The organism is Actinoplanes palleronii (assembly GCF_016862315.1).
Taxonomy (GTDB): Bacteria; Actinomycetota; Actinomycetes; order Mycobacteriales; family Micromonosporaceae; genus Actinoplanes; species Actinoplanes palleronii.
On record NZ_BOMS01000042.1, the window covers coordinates 79,889 to 102,772 of the forward strand.

Genomic DNA, 22,884 nt, shown 5'->3' on the forward strand with positions numbered 1-22,884 from the left:
GCCGATGGACGGGCCGGTCGGGTGCGTTTTCCTGTCGGGGGGTCGGCATACACTGGCTCCCGCGATGCGACCTTCCTTTGAACCTTCCGACGACGCCCTGTTCGCGCTGCCCGCCGAGGCTCCGCCGGACCCGCCGGCACCGGCCGGTCCGCCGGCCCGGGCGACTCCACCGGTGGCGCCGCCCGCCCCACCGGTGGCCCGCGCGGCACCGCGGGTGCACCGGCGTGCCGACCCCGCCGAGCTGCTCGAGGGGCTGAACGGCCCGCAGCGCGACGCCGTGACACACGCCGGCTCGCCGCTGCTGATCGTGGCCGGCGCCGGCTCGGGCAAGACCCGGGTGCTCACCCACCGGATCGCCTACCTGCTGGCCGAGCGGAACGTGCATCCCGGCGAGATCATCGCGATCACGTTCACCAACAAGGCGGCCGGCGAGATGAAGGAGCGGGTCGCCGACCTGGTCGGCCCGCGCGCCCGGCTGATGTGGGTGTCGACGTTCCACTCGGCCTGCGTCCGGATCCTGCGCGCCGAGCACGAGCACGCCGGGCTGAAGAGCACCTTCTCGATCTACGACGCGGACGACTCGCGCCGGCTGATGCAGATGGTCGCCCGCGAGCTCGACCTCGACCCGAAGCGCTACACGGCTCGCGGCCTGGCCGCCCAGGTGTCGAACCTGAAGAACGAGCTGACCGACCCGGAGGAGTTCAAGGCCGCCGCCAAGGGCCCGAACGAACGGGCCGTCGCCGAGGCGTACGAGCTTTATCAGCGCCGCTTGCGCGAGGCGCACGCGCTGGACTTCGACGACATCATCATGTCGGTGGTGCACCTGTTCCAGTCGCACCCGATGATCGCCGAGGCGTACCGGCGACGCTTCCGCCACGTGATGGTCGACGAGTACCAGGACACCAACCACGCCCAGTACACGTTGATCCGCGAGTTGGTCGGCGTGCCCGGTGGCGAGGTCGAGCCGTCCGAGCTGTGCGTGGTCGGTGACGCCGACCAGTCGATCTACGCGTTCCGCGGCGCCACGATCCGCAACATCCTGGAGTTCGAGCGCGACTACCCGGACGCCCGGACCATCCTGCTGGAGCAGAACTACCGCTCCACCCAGACCATCCTCTCCGCGGCCAACGCGGTGATCGACCGGAACACCTCCCGCAAGCCGAAAAGGCTCTGGAGCGACCAGGGCGCCGGCGAGCAGATCGTCGGGTACGTCGCCGACACCGAGCACGCCGAGGCCGACTGGGTGGCCCGGGAGATCGACCGGCTCTCCGACCGGCACCAGGTCCGGGCCGGCGACGTGGCCGTCTTCTACCGCACCAACGCGCAGTCCCGGGTGTTCGAGGAGGTGTTCATCCGGGTCGGCCTGCCCTACAAGGTGGTCGGCGGGGTGCGCTTCTACGAGCGCAAGGAGGTCCGCGACGCGCTGGCCTACCTCCGCGCGATCGTGAACGAGGACGACACGGTCAGCACCCGCCGGGTGCTGAACACCCCGAAACGCGGGATCGGTGACCGCGCCGAGGCCTGTGTCGAGGCCCTGTCGAACCGGGACCGGATCTCGTTCGGCCAGGCGTTGCGGCACGCCAAGGGTGCGCCGGGCATCTCCACCCGGGCGGTCAACAGCATCACCGACTTCGTCCAGCTCCTCGACGACCTGCGGGAGCTGGCCCTGACCGCCCCGCCGGAGGAGGTGCTGGAGGCACTGCTGCAGCGTTCCGGCCTGCTCAGCGAGCTGGAGGAGAGCCTCGACCCGCAGGACCAGGGCCGGGTGGAAAACCTCCAGGAGCTGGTCAGCGTCGCCCGGGAGTACACCGAACGGGTGGAGTCGCTGGCCGCCGCGCCCAGCGAGCCGGACGAGGATTTTGATCCGGAGGCGCCGGTGGCGAGCCTGGCCGGGTTCCTGGAGCAGGTGGCGCTGGTCGCGGACGCCGACCAGATCCCCAGCGACGACCCCGATCACCAGGGCGTGGTCACGCTGATGACCCTGCACACCGCGAAGGGCCTGGAGTTCCCGGTGGTGTTCCTGACCGGGCTGGAGGACGGCGTGTTCCCGCACATGCGGGCGCTCGGCGACAACTCCGAGCTGGAGGAGGAGCGCCGGCTGGCGTATGTCGGGATCACCCGAGCCCGGGAGCGGCTCTACCTCTCCCGGGCGGTGACCCGTTCGGCGTGGGGCCAGCCGCAATACAATCCGCCGTCCCGGTTCACCGACGAGCTGCCGCCCGAGCTGGTGCGCTGGGAGCGGACCGGCGCGTCGTACACGTCGTGGTCCGGCACCGGTGGCGGGGTCGGCGGCCGCGGTGGTGGCGACCGGCAGCGCGGCGGCGGGTTTGCCGGTGGCACCCCGAAGGCGCAGAAGATCGCCGAGCGCCTGGGGATCGACGCCAGCAAGCTGGCGACCGCCAGCGACCTCAAGTCCACGCCGAAGGTCGAGGCCGGCGATCGGGTCAACCACCAGAGGTACGGTCTGGGCCGGGTCGTCGTGGTCGAGGGGCAGGGGCCGAGCGCCCGCGCCCAGATCGACTTCGGTGACCAGGTGATGTGGCTGATCCTGCGGCACGCCCCGATCGAAAAGATCTAGAGCGCGCCCCGATCGAAAAGGTCTAGAGCGCGCCCCGATCGAAAAGGTCTAGAGCGGCGCCCTGATCGAAAGATCTAGAGGGCGCCGCAGCCGGGGATGTCCACCCCGTGCTCGTGCATCCACGCGGTCGGCTCGACTGGGTTCTTGTAGTGCCCCTGGTGCACCTCGAAGTGCAGGTGGGGGCCGGTCGAGTGCCCGGTCGAACCCTCGTCGCCGATCTGCTGCCCGGCGCGGACCACCTCGCCGACGGTGACCGCGATCCGCGACATGTGGCCGTAGTGGGTGAGCCAGCCGTTGCCGTGGTCGATCAGCACCGCGTTGCCGTACCCCTGTGCCTCACCGGCCCGGACCACCACGCCGGCGCCGGCCGCCACGATCGGGGTGCCGTTCGGGGCGGCCAGGTCGACACCGGCGTGCAGGCGTCCCCAGCGCTGGCCGAAGCAGGAGGTGACCCGGGCCGGCGGCAGCGGGTGCACCCAGTCGCCGGCGGCGGCCGGCATCGCGGCGGTCCGGGCCGCGATCGGCTTCTTGCGGAGCTTCACCGGGTCGGCCGAGGCCGGGCCGGCGCCGGCGTCGTCGTCGGTGCCGTACTGCCGGGGGTGTGCCTTGGCGGGCGCGTCGTCACCGAGCGGCGGGACGATCGGCCAGGTGGCGGCGGCGTGCGCGGCGGTGTGCCCGCCACTGGAGGCGTGGTCGGCGGGTGTGGCCGCGGCGGCGGCGCCGGCCATCCCGATGCCGGTGGCCAGGGTGGCGGTCAGCGCGGTGAGGGAGAGGGCGGAGCGGCTGCGGCTGGCGAAGAGAGCCGGGAAGAGCGGGGCGCGGTGCCGGTGGAGGCGTTCCTGACGGTGCCGGCCGTTGTCACGCGCTGCGGACGACGGTCCGTTGATCTCCGCTGCCCAAGTCTGCCCCACGCGAGATGCTCCTCCCGACGACCGTGATCTGTGCTGTCACGGTTCTGTCGGCCCCGATGTGGGGAGCGCTGAGGGAGATGCGGCCGGTTCAACCGACCCGCAACCGGAGGGGTTGCGGTCAGGAAGCGGCGGCTGCGGCCAAGCTCGCGTACGGCGACTCCATCTGGAGCTGGATGTCGACCTGGTGACCGCGGAGGAAGGTGATCGGGTCGACCGGCTTGCCGTCGACGTGCACTTCCAGGTGCAGATGCGTTCCGTACGAGTACCCGGTGTTCCCGACCTCGCCGACGACCTGCCCGGCCTTCACCACGTCGCCCTTTTTCACCAGCAGCCGCCGGGAGTGCGCGTAGATCATCTCGGTGCCGTCGTCCTGCTGGATCGTGATCGAGTAGCCGTAGCCGCCGTTGTAGCCGGCCGCGGTGACCGTGCCGGCGTGCACCGCCTTGTAGGGCGTGCCGTCCGGGGCGGCCAGGTCGATGCCGGCGTGCAGCTTGCCGAACCGGACCCCGAACGCGGAGGTGAACTCGTAGTCGTCGAGCGGCAGGAGGTAGACCTCGGAGGCCGCTTCCTCCTGGTTGAGCTTGGTGCCGGCCTTGGTGGTGCTGTCCCGGGTCTCGCCACGGGAGGCGCGGGTCGCGTCGTCCGAGCGGCTCTGCAGCGCGTCCGTAGCGACCTGGGAGGACTTGTCCAGGCTCGACAGGACGTCCGGGTTGACCGTCTTGTGGTCCGGGAGGTTCGACGCGGCGCCGAGGGCGACCACGCCGGCGCCGACGAAGGCGGAGGTGACGACGGCGGCGTAGCGGCTGCGCGGAGGTGTCGGTACGCGACGTCGACCGCGATAGCGATCGGGCTCAGACGACAAGCGCTGGCGCACGAAGGATCCTCCGTCAGTGGCATTGCGGCGGCAGACTCGAACGCCCGCCGTAAGCGAGTTAACGAGTGCTGTCCGGGCGGTCGCTGGGGGGTGAACCTGTGCGACAGCCGTGGCCACGGTAACGAAACGGCAGCCCGCTCACAAGTCGCAGCGCCAATTTCATGACAGTTACACGCCGGTATTGATCAGCTATTGTCCGAATTGGCTACCTTTTTGCTCGTGGTAAATAGCAACGTTGCGTAATTGCTTTAGGAACGGAAAGTGATGTGACCGGGGTAACCATTCCCTGGCCGTGTCCTGGTGCGGGGTGCTACCCGGCCCCGGCCGCGGCAGGTTACCGTTCGTTCAGGTGGCCTGGACGTCGAGGTCCTGGAGCTCTAGAGGGGTCAGCATGCAAGCACGGATCAGGGTCGTGGTGGCGAAGCCCGGGCTGGACGGGCACGACCGGGGCGCCAAGGTGGTGGCCAGGGCGCTGCGCGACGCCGGCATGGAGGTCGTCTACACCGGGCTGCACCAGACACCCGAGCAGATCGTCGAGACGGCGATTCAGGAAGACGCCGACGCCGTGGGCCTGTCGGTTCTCTCCGGCGCACACATGACGCTGTTCCGCCGGGTGCTGCAACTGCTGGCCGAACGCGAGGCGACCGACATCGTGGTATTCGGTGGCGGCATCATTCCGGAGGGCGACATCGCGGAATTGGAATCACTCGGCGTAGCCAAGGTATTTACGCCGGGTGCTACTACCGCGTCCATCATCGAATGGGTTCGCGCGAATGTAGTCACCCAAGTGGCGTGAGCAGTTCGCATAGGGAGAGGCCGGACGCACCCCTCACACGTCCGGCCTCTCTATGCGCGATGCCCCGCCGCCACCCCTCGACCGACAGGGCATCGGCCGTTCTCATCTGCGGGCCCGGGTGAGCGGGCCGCTGACATCACACTCAACGACGCCCTTCTCCGGTGGGTTACGTGCGCTCGCGTGACTTTTTCCGCCCAGTTCTCCGCGGACCCTCCGGAAGATCGGCACGGGGTCGCCCAGGTCGCTCCGGGCACTGTTGTCCCTACCGTCCCGGAGCTGCGATTTCGTCCCTCCAGTGTGCGGTCTTGCACACCGTGTACCCGCGCGGGCACGGAGCCCGATTCGGTCGCTAGTCTGCGGATGAAGGCCATTCGGCGGGATGCTTCTCTACGACGACCTGTCAGATGGCCGAACGATCCTCACGCTGGCGGCGCCGCTGCGACGCGCCGCGCACACAACAGGTCGGGACGCAACGGTGCGGCTTGCCGGCGCTTGGCGTCGCGAGCGAAAGGAGACACGTGGACCTGTTCGAGTATCAGGGGCGCGACCTGTTCGAACGGCACGGGCTGCCCGTGCTGGGCGGCGGCGTTGCCGAGACCCCGCAGGAAGCCCGGGCTATCGCCGAGCGGCTGGGCGGCAAGGTTGTCGTCAAGGCGCAGGTCAAGGTCGGCGGCCGCGGCAAGGCCGGCGGCGTCAAGCTGGCGGACGGCGCCGACGAGGCCGAGGCCCGGGCGACCGACATCCTGGGCATGGACATCAAGGGCCACACGGTCCACAAGGTGATGCTGGCCGAGACGGCCGACATCAAGGAGGAGTACTACTTCTCCTACCTGCTGGACCGGGCCAACCGCACGTTCCTCTGCATCGCCAGCGTCGCCGGCGGTATGGAGATCGAGACGGTCGCCGAGACCGACCCGGAGCGGGTCGCCAAGGTCGCCATCGACGCCAGCAAGGGCGTGGACGAGGCCAAGGCGCGGGAGATCGTCACCCTCGCCAAGTTCCCGGCCGACGTCGCCGACCAGGTCGTCGACATCGCGGTGAAGCTGTGGCAGGCGTTCGTCGCCGAGGACGCCCTGCTGGTCGAGGTCAACCCGCTGGCCAAGGTCGGCGACGGCCGGGTGCTGGCGCTGGACGCCAAGGTCACGCTGGACGAGAACGCCGGCTTCCGGCACCCCGACCACGAGGCGCTCGAGGACAAGTCCGCGGTCGACCCGATCGAGCAGGCGGCCAAGGCCAAGAACCTCAACTACGTCAAGCTCGACGGCGAGGTCGGCATCATCGGCAACGGCGCGGGCCTGGTCATGTCGACCCTCGACGTGGTCGCGTACGCCGGGGAGCGGCACGGCAACGTCAAGCCGGCCAACTTCCTCGACATCGGCGGCGGCGCGAGCGCCCAGGTGATGGCGAACGGCCTCGAGATCGTCCTCGGCGACCCGGCCGTGAAGTCGGTCTTCGTGAACGTCTTCGGCGGCATCACCGCCTGTGACGCGGTGGCCAACGGCATCATCCAGGCCCTCGAGCTGCTCGCCGAGCGGGGCGAGACGGTCACCAAGCCGCTCGTCGTACGTCTCGACGGCAACAACGCCGAGGCCGGCCGCGCCATCCTCGACGGCGCCAACAACCCGCTCGTCACGCGGGTCGACACGATGGACGGAGCGGCCGAGAAGGCCGCCGAGCTCGCGGCTGCGGGGAAGTGAACTAATGGCTATCTGGCTCACCAAGGACTCCAAGGTCATCGTCCAGGGCATCACCGGTGGTGAGGGCTCCAAGCACACCAAGCGGATGCTCGCCGCGGGCACCCAGGTGGTCGGCGGCGTGAACCCGCGCAAGGCCGGCACCAAGGTGGACTTCGACGGCACCGAGCTTCCGGTGTTCGCCACGGTCGCCGAGGCGATCAAGGAGACCGGCGCCGACGTGTCGGTCATCTTCGTGCCGCCGGCGTTCACCAAGGCCGCCGTGCTCGAGGCGATCGACGCCGAGATCCCGCTGGCCATCGTGATCACCGAGGGCGTGCCGGTGCAGGACTCGGCGGCGTTCTGGTCGTACAACGTGTCCAAGGGTGAGAAGACCCGGATCATCGGCCCGAACTGCCCGGGCATCGCGTCACCGGGCGCCTCGAACGCCGGCATCATCCCGGCCGACATCACCCCGCAGGGCCGGATCGGCCTGGTCAGCAAGAGCGGCACGCTGACCTACCAGCTCATGTACGAGCTGCGCGAGTTCGGCTTCTCGACCGCGGTGGGCATCGGTGGCGACCCGATCATCGGCACCACCCACATCGACGCGCTGCGGGCCTTCCAGGAGGACCCGGACACCGACGCGATCGTGATGATCGGTGAGATCGGTGGCGACGCCGAGGAGCGGGCCGCCGAGTTCATCAAGGAGCACGTCACCAAGCCGGTGGTCGGTTACATCGCCGGCTTCACCGCACCGCCCGGCAAGACCATGGGTCACGCCGGCGCGATCATCTCCGGTTCGGCCGGCACCGCCGACGCGAAGAAGTCGGCGCTCGAGGCGGCCGGTGTCAAGGTCGGCAAGACGCCGAGCGAGACCGCTCAGCTCATGCGCGAGGTCATGAGCAGCTGACCGGAAATCTGTACGAGATGGTGCGCCGCTCTTTCTGCCTCGCAGTAAAGAGCGGCGCGCCGCTGTTTCTGCATCGCCGTGAGCGCCACGGCGTGACAAGGTAGTCGCGATGCCCAGCACAACCGACCGTCCCGGCGGCTCGGAGGACCCGTTCGCGGTCGCCGAGGCGCTGAAGTCTGTCGTGCGAGACACCGAGGCGCTCGACGTCTCCGCGGAGCGCGCGGCAACCGACGCCGCCGAGGCGGCGGAGAACCGGGACACCATCGTCGTCGACGAGGCGATGCTGGCCCGGCACGAGACGGTCCGGGTGCCCACCCAGCGCCGGCCGTCCGAGCGGCGGGGCGCGCCTCTGCCGGTGGCGGTGCTCTTCGCGACGCTCTGGGCGGCGCTGCTGACGTATCTTCCGGTCGCCGCGGTGCTCGGGCTGGCCCGCACGCTGGAGGGCGCCGGTGGACTGGCCGGGGCGATGCACGCCGGTGCGGCCGCCTGGCTGCTCGGCCACGGTGTGCCGATCGGCACCTCGATCGGGTCGCTCGGGCTGGCGCCGCTGCTGCTCACCGTGCTGGTGCTGGGCCGGCTGAACCGGGCCGGGCTGCACGTGACCAGGGCGATCGGGGCCCGGCGCTCCGGTTCGATCCGCTCGGCGGCGCTGGTGACGGTGAGCGTCGGGTTGTCGTACGCCATGGTCGGCGCCTTGACCGCGCACCTGGTCGACGGCCGCGGCACCCACGTCTCCACCACCCGCGCCGCGCTGCATTTCCTGGTCCTCGGTCTGTTCGGCGCCCTGATCGGCGCGCTGCGCGGCAGCGACGCGGTCACCACGCTGGCCCGGCGGGTGCCGCCCGCGCTGCGACACGGTGTCCGGACCGGCACGGTCGCGGCGTTCCTGATGGTCGGCGCGGGCGCCGCGGTCGGCGGGCTGTCGATCGCGCTCGGCGGCGGCGACGCCGCGAAGATCATCTCGGCCTATCACACCGGGGTGGCCGGCCAGGCCGGGATCACCCTGATCAGCGTGGCCTACGCGGCGAACGCCGCGATCTGGGCCGCCGCCTACCTGCTCGGGCCGGGCTTCGCGCTGGGCACCGGCTCGGCGATCCGGCTGACCGAGGTGTCGGTCGGTGACCTGCCCACCGTGCCGCTGCTGGCCGGCCTGCCGAACGGTCCGATGGGCTCGGCCGGTGGCCTGCTCCTGCTGCTCCCGGTGATCGCCGGCGGGGTGGCCGGCTGGGGCCTCACCCAGCGGCTGCGGTACGGCCGCGCGCACGCCTGGCGGCCGGGCGAGGGCTCGGGAGCGGACGCGCCGGAGCCGGCCTGGTCGCTGCTGTTCGGCGCGAGCCTGCTGGCCGGGCCGGTGACCGGACTGGTGATGGCCGCGCTCGCCTGGTGCTCCGGCGGACCGGTCGGCGGTGGCCGGCTGGCGGAGATCGGGCCGGCCGCGGTGCAGGTGGGCGTGGTCGCCGCGATCGTCGCCGCGGTCTCGGTGCTCGGTGGCGCGGCCGCCGCGCGGGCCTTCAACGCGCCCCGCCGGGCCGGCGCCCGCAAGTAACCGCCCGATTTCGGTTGACCTGGGCGGCCCGGATAGGGTGCTGAGGTGACTGACCCCGCGCCCGCCCGGCTGGTCGTCCTGATCTCCGGATCGGGCAGCAACCTGCAAGCTCTTCTCGAAGCGGCCCGCGACCCGGCGTACGGTGCCGAGGTGGTCGCGGTCGGCGCGGACCGGGACGGCATCGCCGGTCTCGACCACGCGGCCGCGGCCGGCGTACCCACCTTCGTGGACTCGGTGAAGGCCTACCCGACCCGCGACGACTGGGATGCCGCGCTCACCGCGCACGTCGCGGAGCACCGCCCCGACCTGGTGATCTCGGCCGGTTTCCTGAAACTGGTCGGCAAGCAGTTCCTCGACGCGTTCGGCGACCGGTACGTCAACACGCACAACGCGCTGCTGCCGTCGTTCCCGGGCATCCACGGTCCGCGCGACGCGCTCGCCTACGGCGTGAAGCTCGCCGGAGCCACGCTCTTCTTCGTCGACGCCGGTGTCGACACCGGACCGATCATCGCCCAGGTCAGCGTCCCCGTGCTCGACGGTGACACGGAGGAGACGCTGACCGAGCGGATCAAGGTGGCCGAGCGCGCCCAGCTTGTCGACTTCGTCGGCCGGCTGGTCCGCGACGGCTGGACCATCGAGAACAGGAAGGTACGGATTCCGTGAGCACCGATGACGGGCGCAGGACGATCAAGCGGGCGCTGCTGAGCGTGTGGGACAAGGCCGGGATCGTCGAACTCGCCCAGGCCCTGCACGCCGCCGGGGTGGAGATCGTCTCGACCGGTTCGACCGCCGCCACCGTGGAGAAGTCCGGTGTGCCGGTGACCCGGGTCGAGGACCTGACCGGCTTCCCGGAGATCCTCAGTGACCGGGTCAAGACCCTGCACCCGAAGGTGCACGCGGGTCTGCTCGCCGACCTGCGGCTGGACAGCCACGCGCAGGAGCTGCAAGAGCACGGCATCGAGCCGTTCGACCTGCTGGTCAGCAGCCTCTACCCGTTCTCCGAGACGGTCGCCTCCGGCGCCGGCGAGGAGGAGTGCATCGCCAAGATCGACATCGGCGGCCCGGCCATGGTCCGCGCGGCGGCCAAGAACCACGCCTCGGTCGCGGTCGTGGTCTCCACCGCGGGCTACCCGCTGATCCTGGAGGCGCTCGCGAACGGCGGCTTCACGCTCGATCAGCGCAAGGTGCTCGCCTCCCGCGCATTCATCAACATCGCGGAGTACGACGTCGCGGTCGCCAACTGGACCGCCACCGTGCTGGCCCCGTCCGGCTGGCCGGACTTCGCCGGTGTCGCGCTGACCAAGCAGAGCACCCTGCGGTACGGCGAGAACCCGCACCAGCAGGCCGCGCTCTACGTGGACGCGAACGCCCCCGTCGGGCTGGCTCAGGCCGAGCAGCTCAACGGCAAGGAGATGTCCTACAACAACTACGTCGACGCGGACGCCGCCTGGCGCACCGCGAACGACTTCACCGACCCGGCCGTGGCGATCATCAAGCACGCCAACCCGTGCGGCGTGGCGATCGGCGCGGACGTCGCCGAGGCGCACCGGAAGGCACACGAGTGCGACCCGGTCTCCGCGTTCGGCGGCGTCATCGCGGTCAACCAGCAGGTCACCGCGGAGCTGGCCAAGCAGGTCGCGGAGATCTTCACCGAGGTGATCGTGGCGCCGTCGTACGCGCCGGAGGCCCTCGCGCTGCTGCGGGAGAAGAAGAACCTGCGGGTGCTCGTCGCCCCGGCGTGGAGCCCGGCGCGTGCCGAACTGCGGCAGATCGGTGGCGGCGCGCTGGTGCAGCTCGTCGACCGGATCGACGCCCCCGGTGACGACCCGGCCACCTGGACCCTGGCGACCGGCGCCGCGGCGTCCCCCGAGGTGCTCCGCGACCTGACCTTCGCCTGGCGGGCCATCCGCAGCGTGAAGAGCAACGCGATCCTGCTGGCCAGCGACGGCGCCACGGTCGGCGTCGGGATGGGCCAGGTGAACCGGGTCGACTCGGCCCGGCTCGCGGTCTCCCGGGCCGGCGCCGAGCGGGCGGCCGGCAGCGTGGCCGCCTCGGACGCGTTCTTCCCGTTCCCGGACGGCCTGGAAGTGCTGATCGAGGCCGGGATCACGGCAGTCGTCCAGCCGGGCGGTTCGATCCGTGACAACCTGGTGATCGAGGCGGCGGAGAAGGCCGGTCTGACCGTTTACTTCACCGGCACTCGGCACTTCTACCACTGATTTTCCGGTCGGCCCCGGGCGATGCCCGGGGCCTTCCACAGGGGGACCGATGCGGCACGTCGTGGGTGAGCGATTCTCCGGTACGGACTGGGCCTTGGCCGAGGACGAGCACGTCCACTACGAGGACTGTGTCTTCCACGACGTGGACTGGAGCGAGGCGCAGCTCACCGCGGTCACGTTCGAGGGTTGTGGGTTCGGCAACGTCAAGTTCAACGCGGTGACCTTCCAGCGCTCCGCGTTCCTGCAGTGCACGCTGCAGCGCTGCTCGTTCTTCGACGCGGTCTTCGTCGACTGCAAGCTGACCGGGACGAGTTTCATCGACTGCGTGCTGCGGCCGCTCACCGTCGACGGCGGGGACTGGGGTTTCGTCTCGCTGCGCGGGCTGGACCTGACCGGCATCCGGTTCGGCGCGCTGCGGATGCGGGAGGCCGACCTGACCGGCGCGGACCTGTCGAAGGCCGACCTGACCGGCGCCGATCTGACCAACGCGCGGCTCAAGGACGCCGTCCTGAAGGGCGCCGACCTGCGCGGCGCCGACCTGGACGGCGCGCCGCTGCGGGACGTCGACATCACCGGCGCGAAACTCGACCTGGTGCAGGCGGCGCACTTCGCCCGCGCGCACGGGGCCCTCGTCAGTCCCTGAGCGCCCCGCCAGGAAGCTGAACTCGACGTGCGCGGCCGGTGCGAGCAGCGACACGATGGTGAGCCGGACCGGGAAGTGCAGCAGCTCGTTGAAGCCCGCCGGGCGTGCGCCGGTCATGCCCGCGCCGGTCAGCCGGCAGCGGCCTGCGCCGGGCCCAGCCCCACGATCCAGACCAGGGCGGCGGCCAGCCCGCCGAGGGTGCCGGCGGCCGGCACGTCGAGCAGCCGCAGCACGGTTCCCCCGGCGACGTCGCCGGCAAGTGTTGACTCAGCCGGCGACGGCGACCCCGATGACCAGCGCGCCCAGGCTGAGCGTCGCGCCGCCCGCCACCACGATCCAGACCAGGTGGCCGCGCCGGGCGGGGCCGTCGGCCGGCTTGCCGCGGCGGTAGACCGCCCCGTCGAAGAGCTCCAGGGCGGCGACGAGGGCCGGCAGCAGGATCAGCGTGGCGCCGCTCCAGCGCAGCCCGTCGGCGAACCCGGCCGCGCCGGGACCGTGTACCAGGTCCTCGACCGCCTGGCGCCGGGTCGGCCAGAACGGCTGCATCGGAACGAGCAGCAGAGCCGCGACGATGCCGGCCGGAACCACGCCGAGCCAGCGGGACCGCCGGAAGACCAGCGTGATGGTGACGAAGAGCCAGACCGGGACGCTCAGGAACACCCAGGCGGCGACGGCCATGCCTCGGTCGGTCCCGCCGCTCAGGTCGCGGGCCAGGGTGAGGACGTCGTCCCGCAGATGGTCACCGATGAGCACGTAGAACGCGGCGACCGACAGCACCGCCAGCAGCACGCCGAGCAGGCGTACCACCTGGAGCAGGGTCTCGTATCGCCGGCCGCCGTGCTGGGGCTGGTATCGCTGATCGCCACGCCGGATCTGCACGGCCTGGAATGGTAGAGGGAGGTCACCATTCGGGGCCGCCCGGCGATCTTCAGCGGGCGGGCAGTACGCTCGTACTGCTAAGCATGTGTTTCGGGAGAGGAGCGCCGGCCGATGGCGAAAATCAAGGTCAAGAACCCGGTCGTTGAGATCGACGGCGACGAGATGACCCGGATCATCTGGAAGCAGATCCGTGAGCAGCTGATCCTGCCCTACCTCGACGTCAACCTGGAGTACTACGACCTCTCGATCCAGTACCGGGACGAGACCGACGACCAGGTGACGATCGACTCCGCCAACGCCATCAAGCGGCACGGCGTCGGCGTCAAGTGCGCCACCATCACCCCGGACGAGGCCCGGGTCGAGGAGTTCGGCCTCAAGAAGATGTGGCGTTCGCCGAACGGCACCATCCGTAACATCCTCGGCGGCGTGGTCTTCCGCGAGCCGATCATCATGAAGAACGTGCCTCGTCTGGTACCCGGCTGGACCAAGCCGATCATCATCGGCCGTCACGCGCACGGCGACCAGTACAAGGCCACCGACTTCGTCGCGCCCAGCGCCGGCAAGATGACCGTCACCTTCACGCCGGAGGACGGTTCGGCGCCGATGGAGTTCCACGTCACGGACTTCCCGGCCGGTGGCGGCGTCGGCATGGCGATGTACAACTACGACGAGTCGATCCGCGACTTCGCGCGCGCCTCGTTCCGTTACGGCCTGGCCCGCAACTACCCGGTCTACCTCTCCACCAAGAACACCATCCTGAAGGCCTACGACGGCCGCTTCAAGGACCTGTTCGCGGAGATCTTCGAGACCGAGTTCGCGGACCAGTTCACGGCCGCCGGCATCACCTACGAGCACCGGCTGATCGACGACATGGTCGCCGCCGCGATGAAGTGGGAGGGCGGCTACGTCTGGGCCTGCAAGAACTACGACGGTGACGTGCAGTCCGACACCGTCGCGCAGGGCTTCGGCTCGCTCGGTCTGATGACCTCGGTGCTGATGACCCCGGACGGCCAGACCGTCGAGGCCGAGGCCGCGCACGGCACTGTCACCCGGCACTACCGGCAGTGGCAGAAGGGCGAGAAGACCTCGACCAACCCGATCGCTTCGATCTTCGCGTGGACCGGCGGCCTGAAGCACCGCGGCAAGCTGGATGGGACGCCGGAGGTCACCCAGTTCGCCGAGGCTCTGGAGCAGGTCTGCATCGAGACCGTCGAGGGCGGTCAGATGACCAAGGACCTCGCGCTGCTGATCAGCCGGGACGCGCCGTGGCTGTCGACGGACGAGTTCATGAACGCGCTCGACGAGAATCTGGCCCGCAAGGTCGCCTGATTCTTCGTACGGAAGGAAGCTCGTCGGTCACTGGCCGGCGGGCTTCTCGCCGTTTCGGGACCTTGTACCCGTACGCCGGAGACCTTGAGCCGCAGCGACCCGGCACGCTCGCCACGAAGGATGAGGGAGGCGGAGGAATCCGCCGACCGACCCGAGGGGGAGATGACCGTGGGCGACATCCCGGCGATCGACGATCTGGTGCGTGGCGCGGAGAAGGCCTTGGCCGACTACGCCGGCTTCACCCAGGAACAGGTCGATTACATCGTCGGCAAGGCTTCGGTGGCCGCGCTCGACAAGCACGGGGAACTGGCCGCGCTGGCGGTCGAGGAGACCGGCCGGGGCGTGTTCGAGGACAAGGCCGTCAAGAACATCTTCGCCTGCGAGCACGTCACGAACAGCATGGCCGGGATGAAGACGGTCGGCATCATCCGCCGTGACGACATCAACGGGATCACCGAGATCGCCGACCCGGTCGGCGTGGTCTGCGCGGTCACCCCGGTCACCAACCCGACCTCGACCACGATCTTCAAGGCGCTGCTGGCGCTGAAGACCCGCAACCCGATCATCTTCGCCTTCCACCCGGCCGCGCAGCGGTGCAGCGCGGCGGCGGCCCGGGTGGTCCGGGACGCGGCGATCGAGGCCGGCGCCCCGGAGAACTGCGTCCAGTGGGTCGAGCAGCCCTCGATCCAGGCGACCGGCGCGCTGATGAACCATCCTGGAGTCGCCACCATCCTGGCCACCGGCGGCAACGCGATGGTCCGGGCCGCGTACTCGACGGGCAAGCCGGCCCTCGGTGTCGGCGCCGGCAACGTCCCGGCGTACGTGCACCCGACCGCCGACGTGGTCCGCGCCGCTCACGACATCGTGCTGTCGAAGACCTTCGACAACGGCATGATCTGTGCGTCCGAGCAGGCCGTGATCCTGGACCGGCACATAGCCGAGCAGGCGCTCACCGAGTTCGCCCGGCTGCACGCCTACCTGGTGTCGGCCGAGGAGAAGCAGCTCCTGCAGAACTTCATCTTCCCGCCGGACGGTGACGGCGAGGACTGCGTGGGCGAGAAGCTGAACGCCGCGGTCGTCGGCCAGTCGTCGGCTTGGATCGCCGAGCAGGCCGGGTTCAGCGTGCCGGCGGACACCTCGATCCTGCTCGCCGAGATCAGCGAGGTCGGCCCGGCCGAGCCGCTGAGCCGGGAGAAGCTCTGCCCGGTGCTCGCCGTGCTCACGGCCAGTGACGAGGAGCAGGGCATCCGGTACGCCGAGCAGATGGTCGAGTTCCACGGCCTCGGCCACAGTGCCGTGGTGCACGCCAAGGACGTCGAGCTCTCCGAACGGTTCGGCAAGCGGATGAAGGCGGTCCGGATCATCTGGAACGCGCCGGCCTCGCAGGGCGGCATCGGCGACATCTACAACGGGTTCCGGCCGTCGCTGACCCTCGGCTGCGGCAGTTACGGGCACACCTCGGTCTCCGACAACGTGTCCGCCCTCAACCTGCTCAACATCAAGCGGATCGGTCGTAGGACGAACAACATGCAGTGGTTCAAGGTGCCGGCGAAGATGTACTTCGAACCGCACGCGATCCGGTACTTCAAGGACATGCCGGAGGTCTCCCGGGTCACCATCGTCACCGACCACACCATGACCCGGCTCGGCTACGTCGACCGGATCAGCAACGTGCTGCGCGAGCGGTCCACGCCGGTGACCATCCAGGTGATCGACAACGTGGAGCCGGAGCCGAGCATCGACACCGTGCAGAAGGGCGCGGCGCTGATGCGCTCGTTCCGCCCGGACACCATCATCGCGCTCGGCGGCGGTTCCCCGATGGACGCGGCCAAGGTGATGTGGCTGCTCTACGAGCACCCCGACGTGGTCTTCGGCGACATGAAGGAGAAATTCTTCGACGTACGCAAGCGCGCCTTCAAGTTCCCCACCCTGGGCAGCCTCGCCAAGCTGGTCTGTGTGCCGACCACCTCCGGCACTGGCGCCGAGGTCACCCCGTTCGCGGTGATCACCGATACCGCCACCGGGCAGAAGTACCCGCTGGCCGACTACGCGCTCACCCCGAGCGTGGCGATCATCGACCCGCACCTGACCAAGGACCTGCCGGCCGTGGTGACCGCGGACAGCGGCTTCGACGCGCTCACCCACGCCACCGAGGCGTACGTCTCGGTCTACGCCAGCGACTTCACCGACGGGCTGGCCCTGCACGCGATCAAACTGATCTTCCAGAACCTGGAGCGCGCGGTCCACGACGGCGGGGACGACCCGCTGGCCCGGGAGAAGATGCACAACGCCGGGACGATCGCCGGGATGTCGTTCGGCAACGCGTTCCTGGGCATCGTGCACGCCATGGCGCACACCCTCGGCGCCACCTTCCACGTCGCACACGGCCGGACCAACGCGATCCTGCTGCCGCACGTGATCCGGCACAACGGCACCGTGCCGGCCAAGCTGAACAGCTGGCCGAAGTACGAGCGCTACATCGCACCGGAGCGCTTCCAGGACATCGCCCGGCACCTGGGCCTGCCGGCCGCCACGCCCGCCGAGGGTGTCGAGTCCTACGCCCGCGCGGTGGAACGGCTGCGCGACGCGGTCGGCATCCCGCCGTCGTTCCAGGGCGCCGGGGTGGACGAGGCGGCGTTCGTGGCCGCGCTGCCGCAGCAGGCGATGAACGCCTACCTCGACCAGTGCGCGCCGGCCAACCCGCGGATGCCGATGCTCGCCGACCTCCGGCAGCTCATGGAGAACGCCTACTACGGCCGCTGAGCCCGAACGTCTCCAAAAAAGCGCAAAAGGGATGTTTCATATCGTAACCACCGGGTAAGCAGGTTCGTTTGTCTCAGTGGTGCGGGTGGTGGGCTTGGGTATGCCGCTCACCGTCCCCTTCAGCGGGGGCCTTGTCCCGGGCCCCCGCTGTCCCCCTCCGCCGCCCGCACCCCCCTCGGCCCCGCAAACGGCCCGGAAACGCCAGCAGGCTCCCCGCGCGAACGCGGAGAGCCTGTTGGAGCGAAACGGGTCAGCCGGCGTCACGCAGGAGCTGAGCGGCCTTCTCCGGAACCACGTCGCTGACGAACGCGCCCATCGCGGACTCCGAGCCGGCCAGGAACTTCAGCTTGTCGGCGGCCCGCCGGATGCTGAACACCTGCAGGTGCAGATAACCCAGGTCGCGGCCTTCGCCCACGACCGCCTGGTGCCAGGCCGAGATGTACGGCATCGGCTTGCCGAACAGCCCGTCGAACCGGCGCAGCACGTCGAGATAGAGCGGGCCGAACGCGTCCCGCTCCGCGTCGTCGAGCTCGGGCAGGTCGGCGACCCGGCGGTGCGGGGCCAGCTGCACCTCGAACGGCCAGCGGGCGGCGGCCGGCACGTACGCGGTCCAGTGCTCGTTCGCCGCGATCACCCGTACCTTCGCCTCCTGCTCGGCGGCGAGCACGTCGGCGTACAGGTTGCGCCCGCCGGTCTTCTCGGCGTGCTTCGTCGCGGCCCGCAGCATCGCGGCGGTCCGCGGCGGCACCGTCGGGTACGCGTAGATCTGGCCGTGCGGGTGGTGCAGCGTCACGCCGATCTCGACGCCCCGGTTCTCGAACGGGAACACCTGGGCGACGCCCGGCAGCTCGGACATCTCCGCGGTCCGGTCGGCGAGCGCGTCGACGACGGTGCGCACCCGGGACGGCGGCAGCGAGCCGAACGCGCTGTTGTGGTCGCTGGTGAAGCAGACCACCTCGCAGCGGCCCAGCCCCGGGCGCACCGGCACCATGCCGGTCAGCTCGGTGATCTCCCCGCCCGGCACCTCGCGGTAGCTGAACGACGGGAACTGATTCTCGAAGACCACCACGTCGTAGTCCGGCGCGGGGATCTCGCTGGCGAACCGCGGCGAGGTCGGGCAGAGCGGGCAGGCGTCCGAGGGCGGCAGGAAGGTCCGGGTCTGCCGGTGTCCGGCGACCGCGATCCACTCGTCGACCAGCGGGTCGTACCGCAGCTGGGAGGCCGGTGGAGGCGGTGGCAGCTCGCGGGTGTCTTTCCATTCGGCGCGGCCGGAGTCCGGCTTCTCGTCGAAATAGATGAGTTCGCGGCCGTCGGAGAGGTGGACGGTGGAGCGAAGGGGTGTCACTGGGGATTCACCACCACGAGTTCGGGGACGGTTTCGGTGAGGAGCGCGCGCGTGGCGGCGTCCAGGCCGTCGTCGGTGATCAGGACGTCGGCGCGTTCCAGCGGCACGATCGAGGAGATGCCGACGGTGCCCCACTTGGTGCTGTCGGCGAGCACGACCAGGCGTTCCGCGGCCTCCACCAGGGCGCGGTTCACGTCCGCCTCCATCAGGTTGGGCGTGGTGTAGCCGGCGCGCTCGCTCATCCCGTGCACGCCCAGGAAGAGCATGTCCAGGTGCAGGGTGCCGATCGCGGCGACCGCGACCGGGCCGACCAGAGCGTCGGACGGGGTACGGGTGCCGCCGGTGAGCACCACGGTCTGGTCCGGCCGGCCGGCGCGGTAGAACACGTCGGCGACCGGGATCGAGTTGGTCACCACGGTCAGCGACGGGACGTCGACCAGCCGCTGGGCCAGGTCGGCCGTGGTGGTGCCGGCCGAGAGCGCGATGGCGTCGCCGGGGGAGACCAGGGCGGCCGCGCGGGCCGCGATGGCGGCCTTCTCGTCGCGCTGGCGCACCGACTTGGCGGCGAAACCCGGCTCGTGTGCGGAACCGGGGCTGACCGTGGTGGCTCCACCGTGTACTTTCGCCAGCAGCCCACGATCGGCGAGCGACTCGAGATCACGGCGGATGGTCATGTCGGAGACGCCGTACTCGGTGGCGAGCTCGCTGACCCGGACACCGCCGGTGGCACGGACCCGGTCGAGGATCGCGGCTTGACGCTGCTGTGCGAGCATCAGCAATCCACCATCTTTAGCCGGGGTTTCCGCACGAATTCAAACACACTTGAACACTACCGTGTGGTCGGGTGTGCGCGGAAGAGTGACTTCAGATACCCCTACCCCGTTTGTGCAGGGCCGAAAGTACGTTCTCCACCTTCACCGCGCCCGTCATCGCGGCCAGCGCGATCGCGGTACGGGGTTCCTTCCAGTTCGCGCGTACCGCCTCCTTGCTGAACTGCCAGGCCTGACTGCGGTTGCCGGTCGCCGCGGACCAGCAGGCCAACTGCCCGTAGACCCGGGCGGCTCCGGGGCGGCAGCCACTGATCTCCGGGTGCCGCTGCATCATCCAGCGCAGCGAGGAGATCTTGGTGGCGTACTCGTAGGCGTAGTGCGAACTGCGTCCCCAGAGCACCTGGACCAGCGGTTCGTCCACATGCACGATCGGCGTCCGGCGGGCCGCCCTGAGCAAAAGGTCCCAGTCCTCGTTCTGGCTGCCCGGCGCGTCCTCGGCGACCAGCCCGACGGCGTCCTCGGCGAGCGCCTCCCGGCGGATCAGGAACGACGACGAGTGCAGCATCGCCATCCGGGACCGGGCCAGGTCCTCCACCGTCACCCGGCTGCGCTGGGCCAGCCGCGGCGTGGTGTGCCCCTCGAACTCCACCTCGATCGCGCAGGTGGCGAACTCGGCGTCCGGCTCGGCCAGCAGCGCGGCCACCTGCCGGCGCAGCTTGTCCGGCAGCCAGCGGTCGTCGTCGTCACAGAACGCCACCAGCTCGGTCTCCAGGGCCAGGACCCCGGTGTTCCGGGCGCCGGCCAGACCGGCGGGCCGCCAGTTGGTCAGAACCAGCACCGGTACGTCCTCGGCGCAGGCGAGCAGGTAGTCCGGCTCGGTCTGGTCGTAGACCACGACGATCTTCAGCTCGCCCGGATAGCGCTGGGCCCGTACCGCCTCGATCGAGCGCCGGACCAGCTCCGGGCGGTTCCGGGTGGGGATGACTACCCCGACCGACGGCCAGTTCATCGCGCCTCCTGTGGGTTCAGCGGGTAGCCGTACGCACGCAGCATCGGTCCGCACACCGCGCCCACCAGGCGGCGCTGCGCGGCCGGAAGTGATCGCATCCAGGCGTCGTCCTGGCGCAGCGCCAGGCGGCCGACGGTGAAGCGCATCGGGTTGCCGGCCGCGCTGTGCCCGACCCGCAGGTCGGCGTGGCCGGGCCGGAGGAAGTCCAGGTCGCAGGGCTGCAGGGTGATACCGGCGAAGTCGGCCAACCGGATCAGCCCGGCCCGCGGGTCGGCCAGGAACTCCTCGTAACGGATCCGGCGGACCGGCACGCCACGGCGGGCGAGCAGGCCGAACGCGGCGTTGTGCGCGTTCCAGAGCAGTGCGGAGCGGCCGGGGGAGTACCTGGTCATCTCGTCGCCGTCGTCGCTCTCCGGCCGGGCGACCCGCTTGGTCCAGGAGTAGGCGACCCCGCGCGCGTCCCGGACCACGTGCACCACCCGCAGGTTGATGCCGCCGGCCGCGCGCAGCAGGTGGGCCAGCGCGGAGTGTTTGGAGGAGTCGACGATCAGCTGAGCGCCGGATACCTCGGCGGCGGCGTCGTAGATCCGGGCGTAGAAGGAGGCGTACTCGCGGACCTCGGCACTGGCGGCGCCCCCGGCGGCGAGCCGCGGGATGTGCCGGGTCCGCTCGACCGCGTCGCGCAGCGCGTGCACCCGGTCGACGTCGACCTCGGACCAGCCGCCGAACGCGGTCTTGCCGACCTGCTGCCAGAACACGCAGGCCGAGAACTGGGCGCCGCAGCCGCACCGTTCGTCGTCGCGCAGATCGCGTTGCCAGAGGTGCACGACCTCGCCGAGCGCACAGACCCCGGGCAGCTCGCCGAGCAGACGTTCGACGAGAGTGGTGCCGCTTCGCCCCAATCCGCCCAGAAATAGCACTTGTGCCACTTTGGCCCGCCTTCGCTCGTTTCGCTCTGGTAACGAGTGAAGCAGGCAAAAGGAGGCGTCAGGTGTCAATCGAGGCTTTCGACCGTGTGCACCTGGACGGCACCGGCATCGACCGGATCACCGAGGACGAGGTGGTCGCCGTGGTCAGGGACGCTTTGTCCCGTGGTCACGGTGGCCGGATCATCACCCCGAACATCGACATCCTGCGCCGCGCCGCGGCCGATCCGAGGGTCCGCCGCCACCTCGACGACGCCGACCTGATCGTCGCCGACGGCATGCCGCTGATCTGGGCCAGCCGGCTGGGCGGCGCGCCGCTCCCGGAACGGGTGGCCGGCAGCAGCCTGATCTGGACCCTCTCCGAGGGCCTGGGCCGCGACGCCCGCTCGGTCTTCGTCATCGGCGGCACCCCGGCCCCGCGCGTCATCACCCCGGACGGCCCGGGCCGCCGCACCACGGCCCTGACCGCTCCGACCGCCGAGCTCCCGCTCACCCCACGCACCACGGCCCTCACCGGCCCGACCGCCGAGCCCCCGTTCGGCCCGCGCACCACGGCCTCGCCCGAACCGACCGCCGAGCCCCCGTTCGGCCCGCGCAGCGCGGCCTTGACCGGTCCGACCGCCGAGACCCCGTTCGGCCCGCGCAGCGCGGCCTTGACCGAACCGACCGCCGAGACGCCGGTCGCCGGTGAGCGGGCCGCGGTGCTCGGCGTCGGCGCGGAGCGGGGGGTGTCCGCCGGCTCGGTGCGGGTGCGTGAGGTGCGGGCGTCCGGCGCGGTGCGCGCCGCGGCCCGGCTCGTGGCCGCGAGCCCGGGCCTGCGCATCGCCGGCACGATCAGCCCGCCCTTCGGTTTCGAGCAGGACGAGACGACCTACGCCGCGTTCTGCGCGCAGGTCACCGCGGCCCGGCCGGACCTGGTCTTCGTCGGCCTGGGCTTCCCCAAGCAGGAGTACGTGATCGAGCGCCTCCGCCGCGACCTCCCGGCCACCTGGTTCGTCGGCTGCGGCGCGGCGGTCAACTTCGTCGCCGGCGACGTGCACCGGGCCCCGCGCTGGATGCAGCGCACCGGCCTGGAATGGGCCCACCGCCTCGGCACCGAACCCCGCCGCCTGGCCCGCCGCTACCTCCGCGACGACGCCCCTTACGCCCTGCGCCTACTGGCCCGAGCCCGCCGCCGCGCCCGCCGCGCCTAGCCCCCTCCGGCGAACCCGGCACCCAGACCACCCCGACCGACCCTCCCTCCCTCCCCAACACAGCTCGCCTTCCCCCCGGCGCGGCCCAAAGCCCACCCCAACCCCTCACTTCCACTCCGGCTGGTGGTGGGGGTTGTCTCGACGGCGTGGAGGCACCCCTGAGTGCCAGCCGCGGTGTCCCGGCTGGTGGTGGGGGTTGTCTCACCGGTCTGGAGGCACCCCTGAGTGCCAGCCGGGGGACGCGGAGCACGCGGGCGGCTCGGGTGGTGGCAGGGGGTGTGCTTGAGGCCCGATCGGAGGTGCCTGCCGCTGCGGGGAGGGCGGTGGGAGTCCGCATTGGCCGATCGCGTGCGTCTGCAGCCCGCCCGGGGGCGGTATATGCACGCACAACCCCACCGAGGACTGTCACCGCCCTCGAACCCGACGCCGACGCCGGGACCCGCGGAAGTGTCTGAGGTGGCCGCGGCCTCACGCAGCGAGCACGACAAGCCGCGACCCGCGCAGGTCACAACGAGCC

General features: G+C 70.6%; 18 protein-coding genes. 11 read left to right on the forward strand and 7 right to left on the reverse strand.

The features are described 5' to 3' along the window. The first annotated feature begins 64 nt into the window (after window positions 1-64). Window positions 65-2,578, forward strand: a complete 2,514-nt coding sequence (gene pcrA / locus Apa02nite_RS15125) for a DNA helicase PcrA (RefSeq protein ID WP_157441333.1) — start codon at window positions 65-67, stop codon at window positions 2,576-2,578. Between the two features lie 74 nt (window positions 2,579-2,652). Here the strand turns inward: pcrA and Apa02nite_RS15130 are convergent, their stop codons facing one another. Both Apa02nite_RS15130 and Apa02nite_RS15135 read right to left on the reverse strand, forming a co-directional pair. Next, window positions 2,653-3,489 carry a M23 family metallopeptidase gene (locus Apa02nite_RS15130; RefSeq protein ID WP_239164322.1) on the reverse strand — a complete coding sequence of 279 codons (837 nt, stop codon included), beginning with the start codon at window positions 3,487-3,489 and terminating at the stop codon, window positions 2,653-2,655. Between the two features lie 118 nt (window positions 3,490-3,607). Further along, window positions 3,608-4,363: a M23 family metallopeptidase gene (locus Apa02nite_RS15135; RefSeq protein ID WP_203825502.1), complete on the reverse strand. Its 756-nt coding sequence runs from the start codon at window positions 4,361-4,363 to the stop codon at window positions 3,608-3,610. Between the two features lie 391 nt (window positions 4,364-4,754). Between Apa02nite_RS15135 and icmB the strand changes: the two genes are divergently transcribed. From icmB to Apa02nite_RS15170, 7 genes are all read left to right on the forward strand, one after another. Next, window positions 4,755-5,159 carry a coenzyme B12-dependent isobutyryl CoA mutase small subunit gene (icmB, locus tag Apa02nite_RS15140; protein WP_203825503.1) on the forward strand — a complete coding sequence of 135 codons (405 nt, stop codon included), beginning with the start codon at window positions 4,755-4,757 and terminating at the stop codon, window positions 5,157-5,159. Window positions 5,160-5,677: 518 nt separating this feature from the next. After that, window positions 5,678-6,856: an ADP-forming succinate--CoA ligase subunit beta gene (sucC, locus tag Apa02nite_RS15145; RefSeq protein ID WP_203825504.1), complete on the forward strand. Its 1,179-nt coding sequence runs from the start codon at window positions 5,678-5,680 to the stop codon at window positions 6,854-6,856. A gap of 4 nt (window positions 6,857-6,860) precedes the next feature. Continuing rightward, window positions 6,861-7,745: a succinate--CoA ligase subunit alpha gene (gene sucD / locus Apa02nite_RS15150; RefSeq protein WP_203825505.1), complete on the forward strand. Its 885-nt coding sequence runs from the start codon at window positions 6,861-6,863 to the stop codon at window positions 7,743-7,745. A gap of 109 nt (window positions 7,746-7,854) precedes the next feature. Next, a complete protein-coding gene (locus Apa02nite_RS15155; protein ID WP_203825506.1) occupies window positions 7,855-9,291 on the forward strand; it encodes a cell division protein PerM in 1,437 nt (478 codons plus the stop codon). 45 nt (window positions 9,292-9,336) lie between these two features. After that, the gene (gene purN / locus Apa02nite_RS15160; protein WP_067688599.1) at window positions 9,337-9,954 is read left to right on the forward strand and encodes a phosphoribosylglycinamide formyltransferase; all 618 of its coding nucleotides are present in this window, start codon (window positions 9,337-9,339) and stop codon (window positions 9,952-9,954) included. After that, window positions 9,951-11,510, forward strand: coding sequence for a bifunctional phosphoribosylaminoimidazolecarboxamide formyltransferase/IMP cyclohydrolase (gene purH / locus Apa02nite_RS15165; RefSeq protein WP_203825507.1), 1,560 nt, complete (start codon window positions 9,951-9,953; stop codon window positions 11,508-11,510). Before purN ends, purH begins: the two co-directional genes overlap by 4 nt. 49 nt (window positions 11,511-11,559) lie before the next feature. Then, entirely contained in the window at window positions 11,560-12,153 is a 594-nt protein-coding gene (locus tag Apa02nite_RS15170; RefSeq protein WP_203825508.1) for a pentapeptide repeat-containing protein, read from the forward strand. A gap of 267 nt (window positions 12,154-12,420) precedes the next feature. Here Apa02nite_RS15170 and Apa02nite_RS15175 read toward each other — a convergent pair whose 3' ends face one another. Then, window positions 12,421-13,032: a hypothetical protein gene (locus tag Apa02nite_RS15175; RefSeq protein ID WP_203825509.1), complete on the reverse strand. Its 612-nt coding sequence runs from the start codon at window positions 13,030-13,032 to the stop codon at window positions 12,421-12,423. Window positions 13,033-13,143: 111 nt separating this feature from the next. Here Apa02nite_RS15175 and Apa02nite_RS15180 point away from each other — a divergent pair, with 111 nt between their 5' ends. After that, complete coding sequence (locus Apa02nite_RS15180) at window positions 13,144-14,361, forward strand: NADP-dependent isocitrate dehydrogenase (protein WP_067688608.1); 1,218 nt, start codon at window positions 13,144-13,146, stop codon at window positions 14,359-14,361. A gap of 168 nt (window positions 14,362-14,529) precedes the next feature. Next, entirely contained in the window at window positions 14,530-17,124 is a 2,595-nt protein-coding gene (gene adhE / locus Apa02nite_RS15185; protein ID WP_239164323.1) for a bifunctional acetaldehyde-CoA/alcohol dehydrogenase, read from the forward strand. A 250-nt stretch (window positions 17,125-17,374) separates the two neighbouring features. Here the strand turns inward: adhE and galT are convergent, their stop codons facing one another. The 4 genes from galT to Apa02nite_RS15205 all read right to left on the reverse strand — a co-directional run bounded on the left by galT (window position 17,375) and on the right by Apa02nite_RS15205 (window position 21,177). After that, window positions 17,375-18,469: a galactose-1-phosphate uridylyltransferase gene (galT, locus tag Apa02nite_RS15190; protein ID WP_067688614.1), complete on the reverse strand. Its 1,095-nt coding sequence runs from the start codon at window positions 18,467-18,469 to the stop codon at window positions 17,375-17,377. After that, window positions 18,466-19,242, reverse strand: coding sequence for a DeoR/GlpR family DNA-binding transcription regulator (locus Apa02nite_RS15195; protein ID WP_067688616.1), 777 nt, complete (start codon window positions 19,240-19,242; stop codon window positions 18,466-18,468). The genes galT and Apa02nite_RS15195 overlap by 4 nt, the downstream gene beginning before the upstream one ends. 91 nt (window positions 19,243-19,333) lie before the next feature. Further along, entirely contained in the window at window positions 19,334-20,248 is a 915-nt protein-coding gene (locus Apa02nite_RS15200) for a glycosyltransferase family A protein (RefSeq protein ID WP_203825511.1), read from the reverse strand. Then, complete coding sequence (locus Apa02nite_RS15205; protein WP_067688622.1) at window positions 20,245-21,177, reverse strand: sulfotransferase; 933 nt, start codon at window positions 21,175-21,177, stop codon at window positions 20,245-20,247. Before Apa02nite_RS15205 ends, Apa02nite_RS15200 begins: the two co-directional genes overlap by 4 nt. 62 nt (window positions 21,178-21,239) lie before the next feature. Here Apa02nite_RS15205 and Apa02nite_RS51045 point away from each other — a divergent pair, with 62 nt between their 5' ends. After that, window positions 21,240-22,367, forward strand: a complete 1,128-nt coding sequence (locus Apa02nite_RS51045; protein WP_239164324.1) for a WecB/TagA/CpsF family glycosyltransferase — start codon at window positions 21,240-21,242, stop codon at window positions 22,365-22,367. Window positions 22,368-22,884 lie beyond the last annotated feature (517 nt).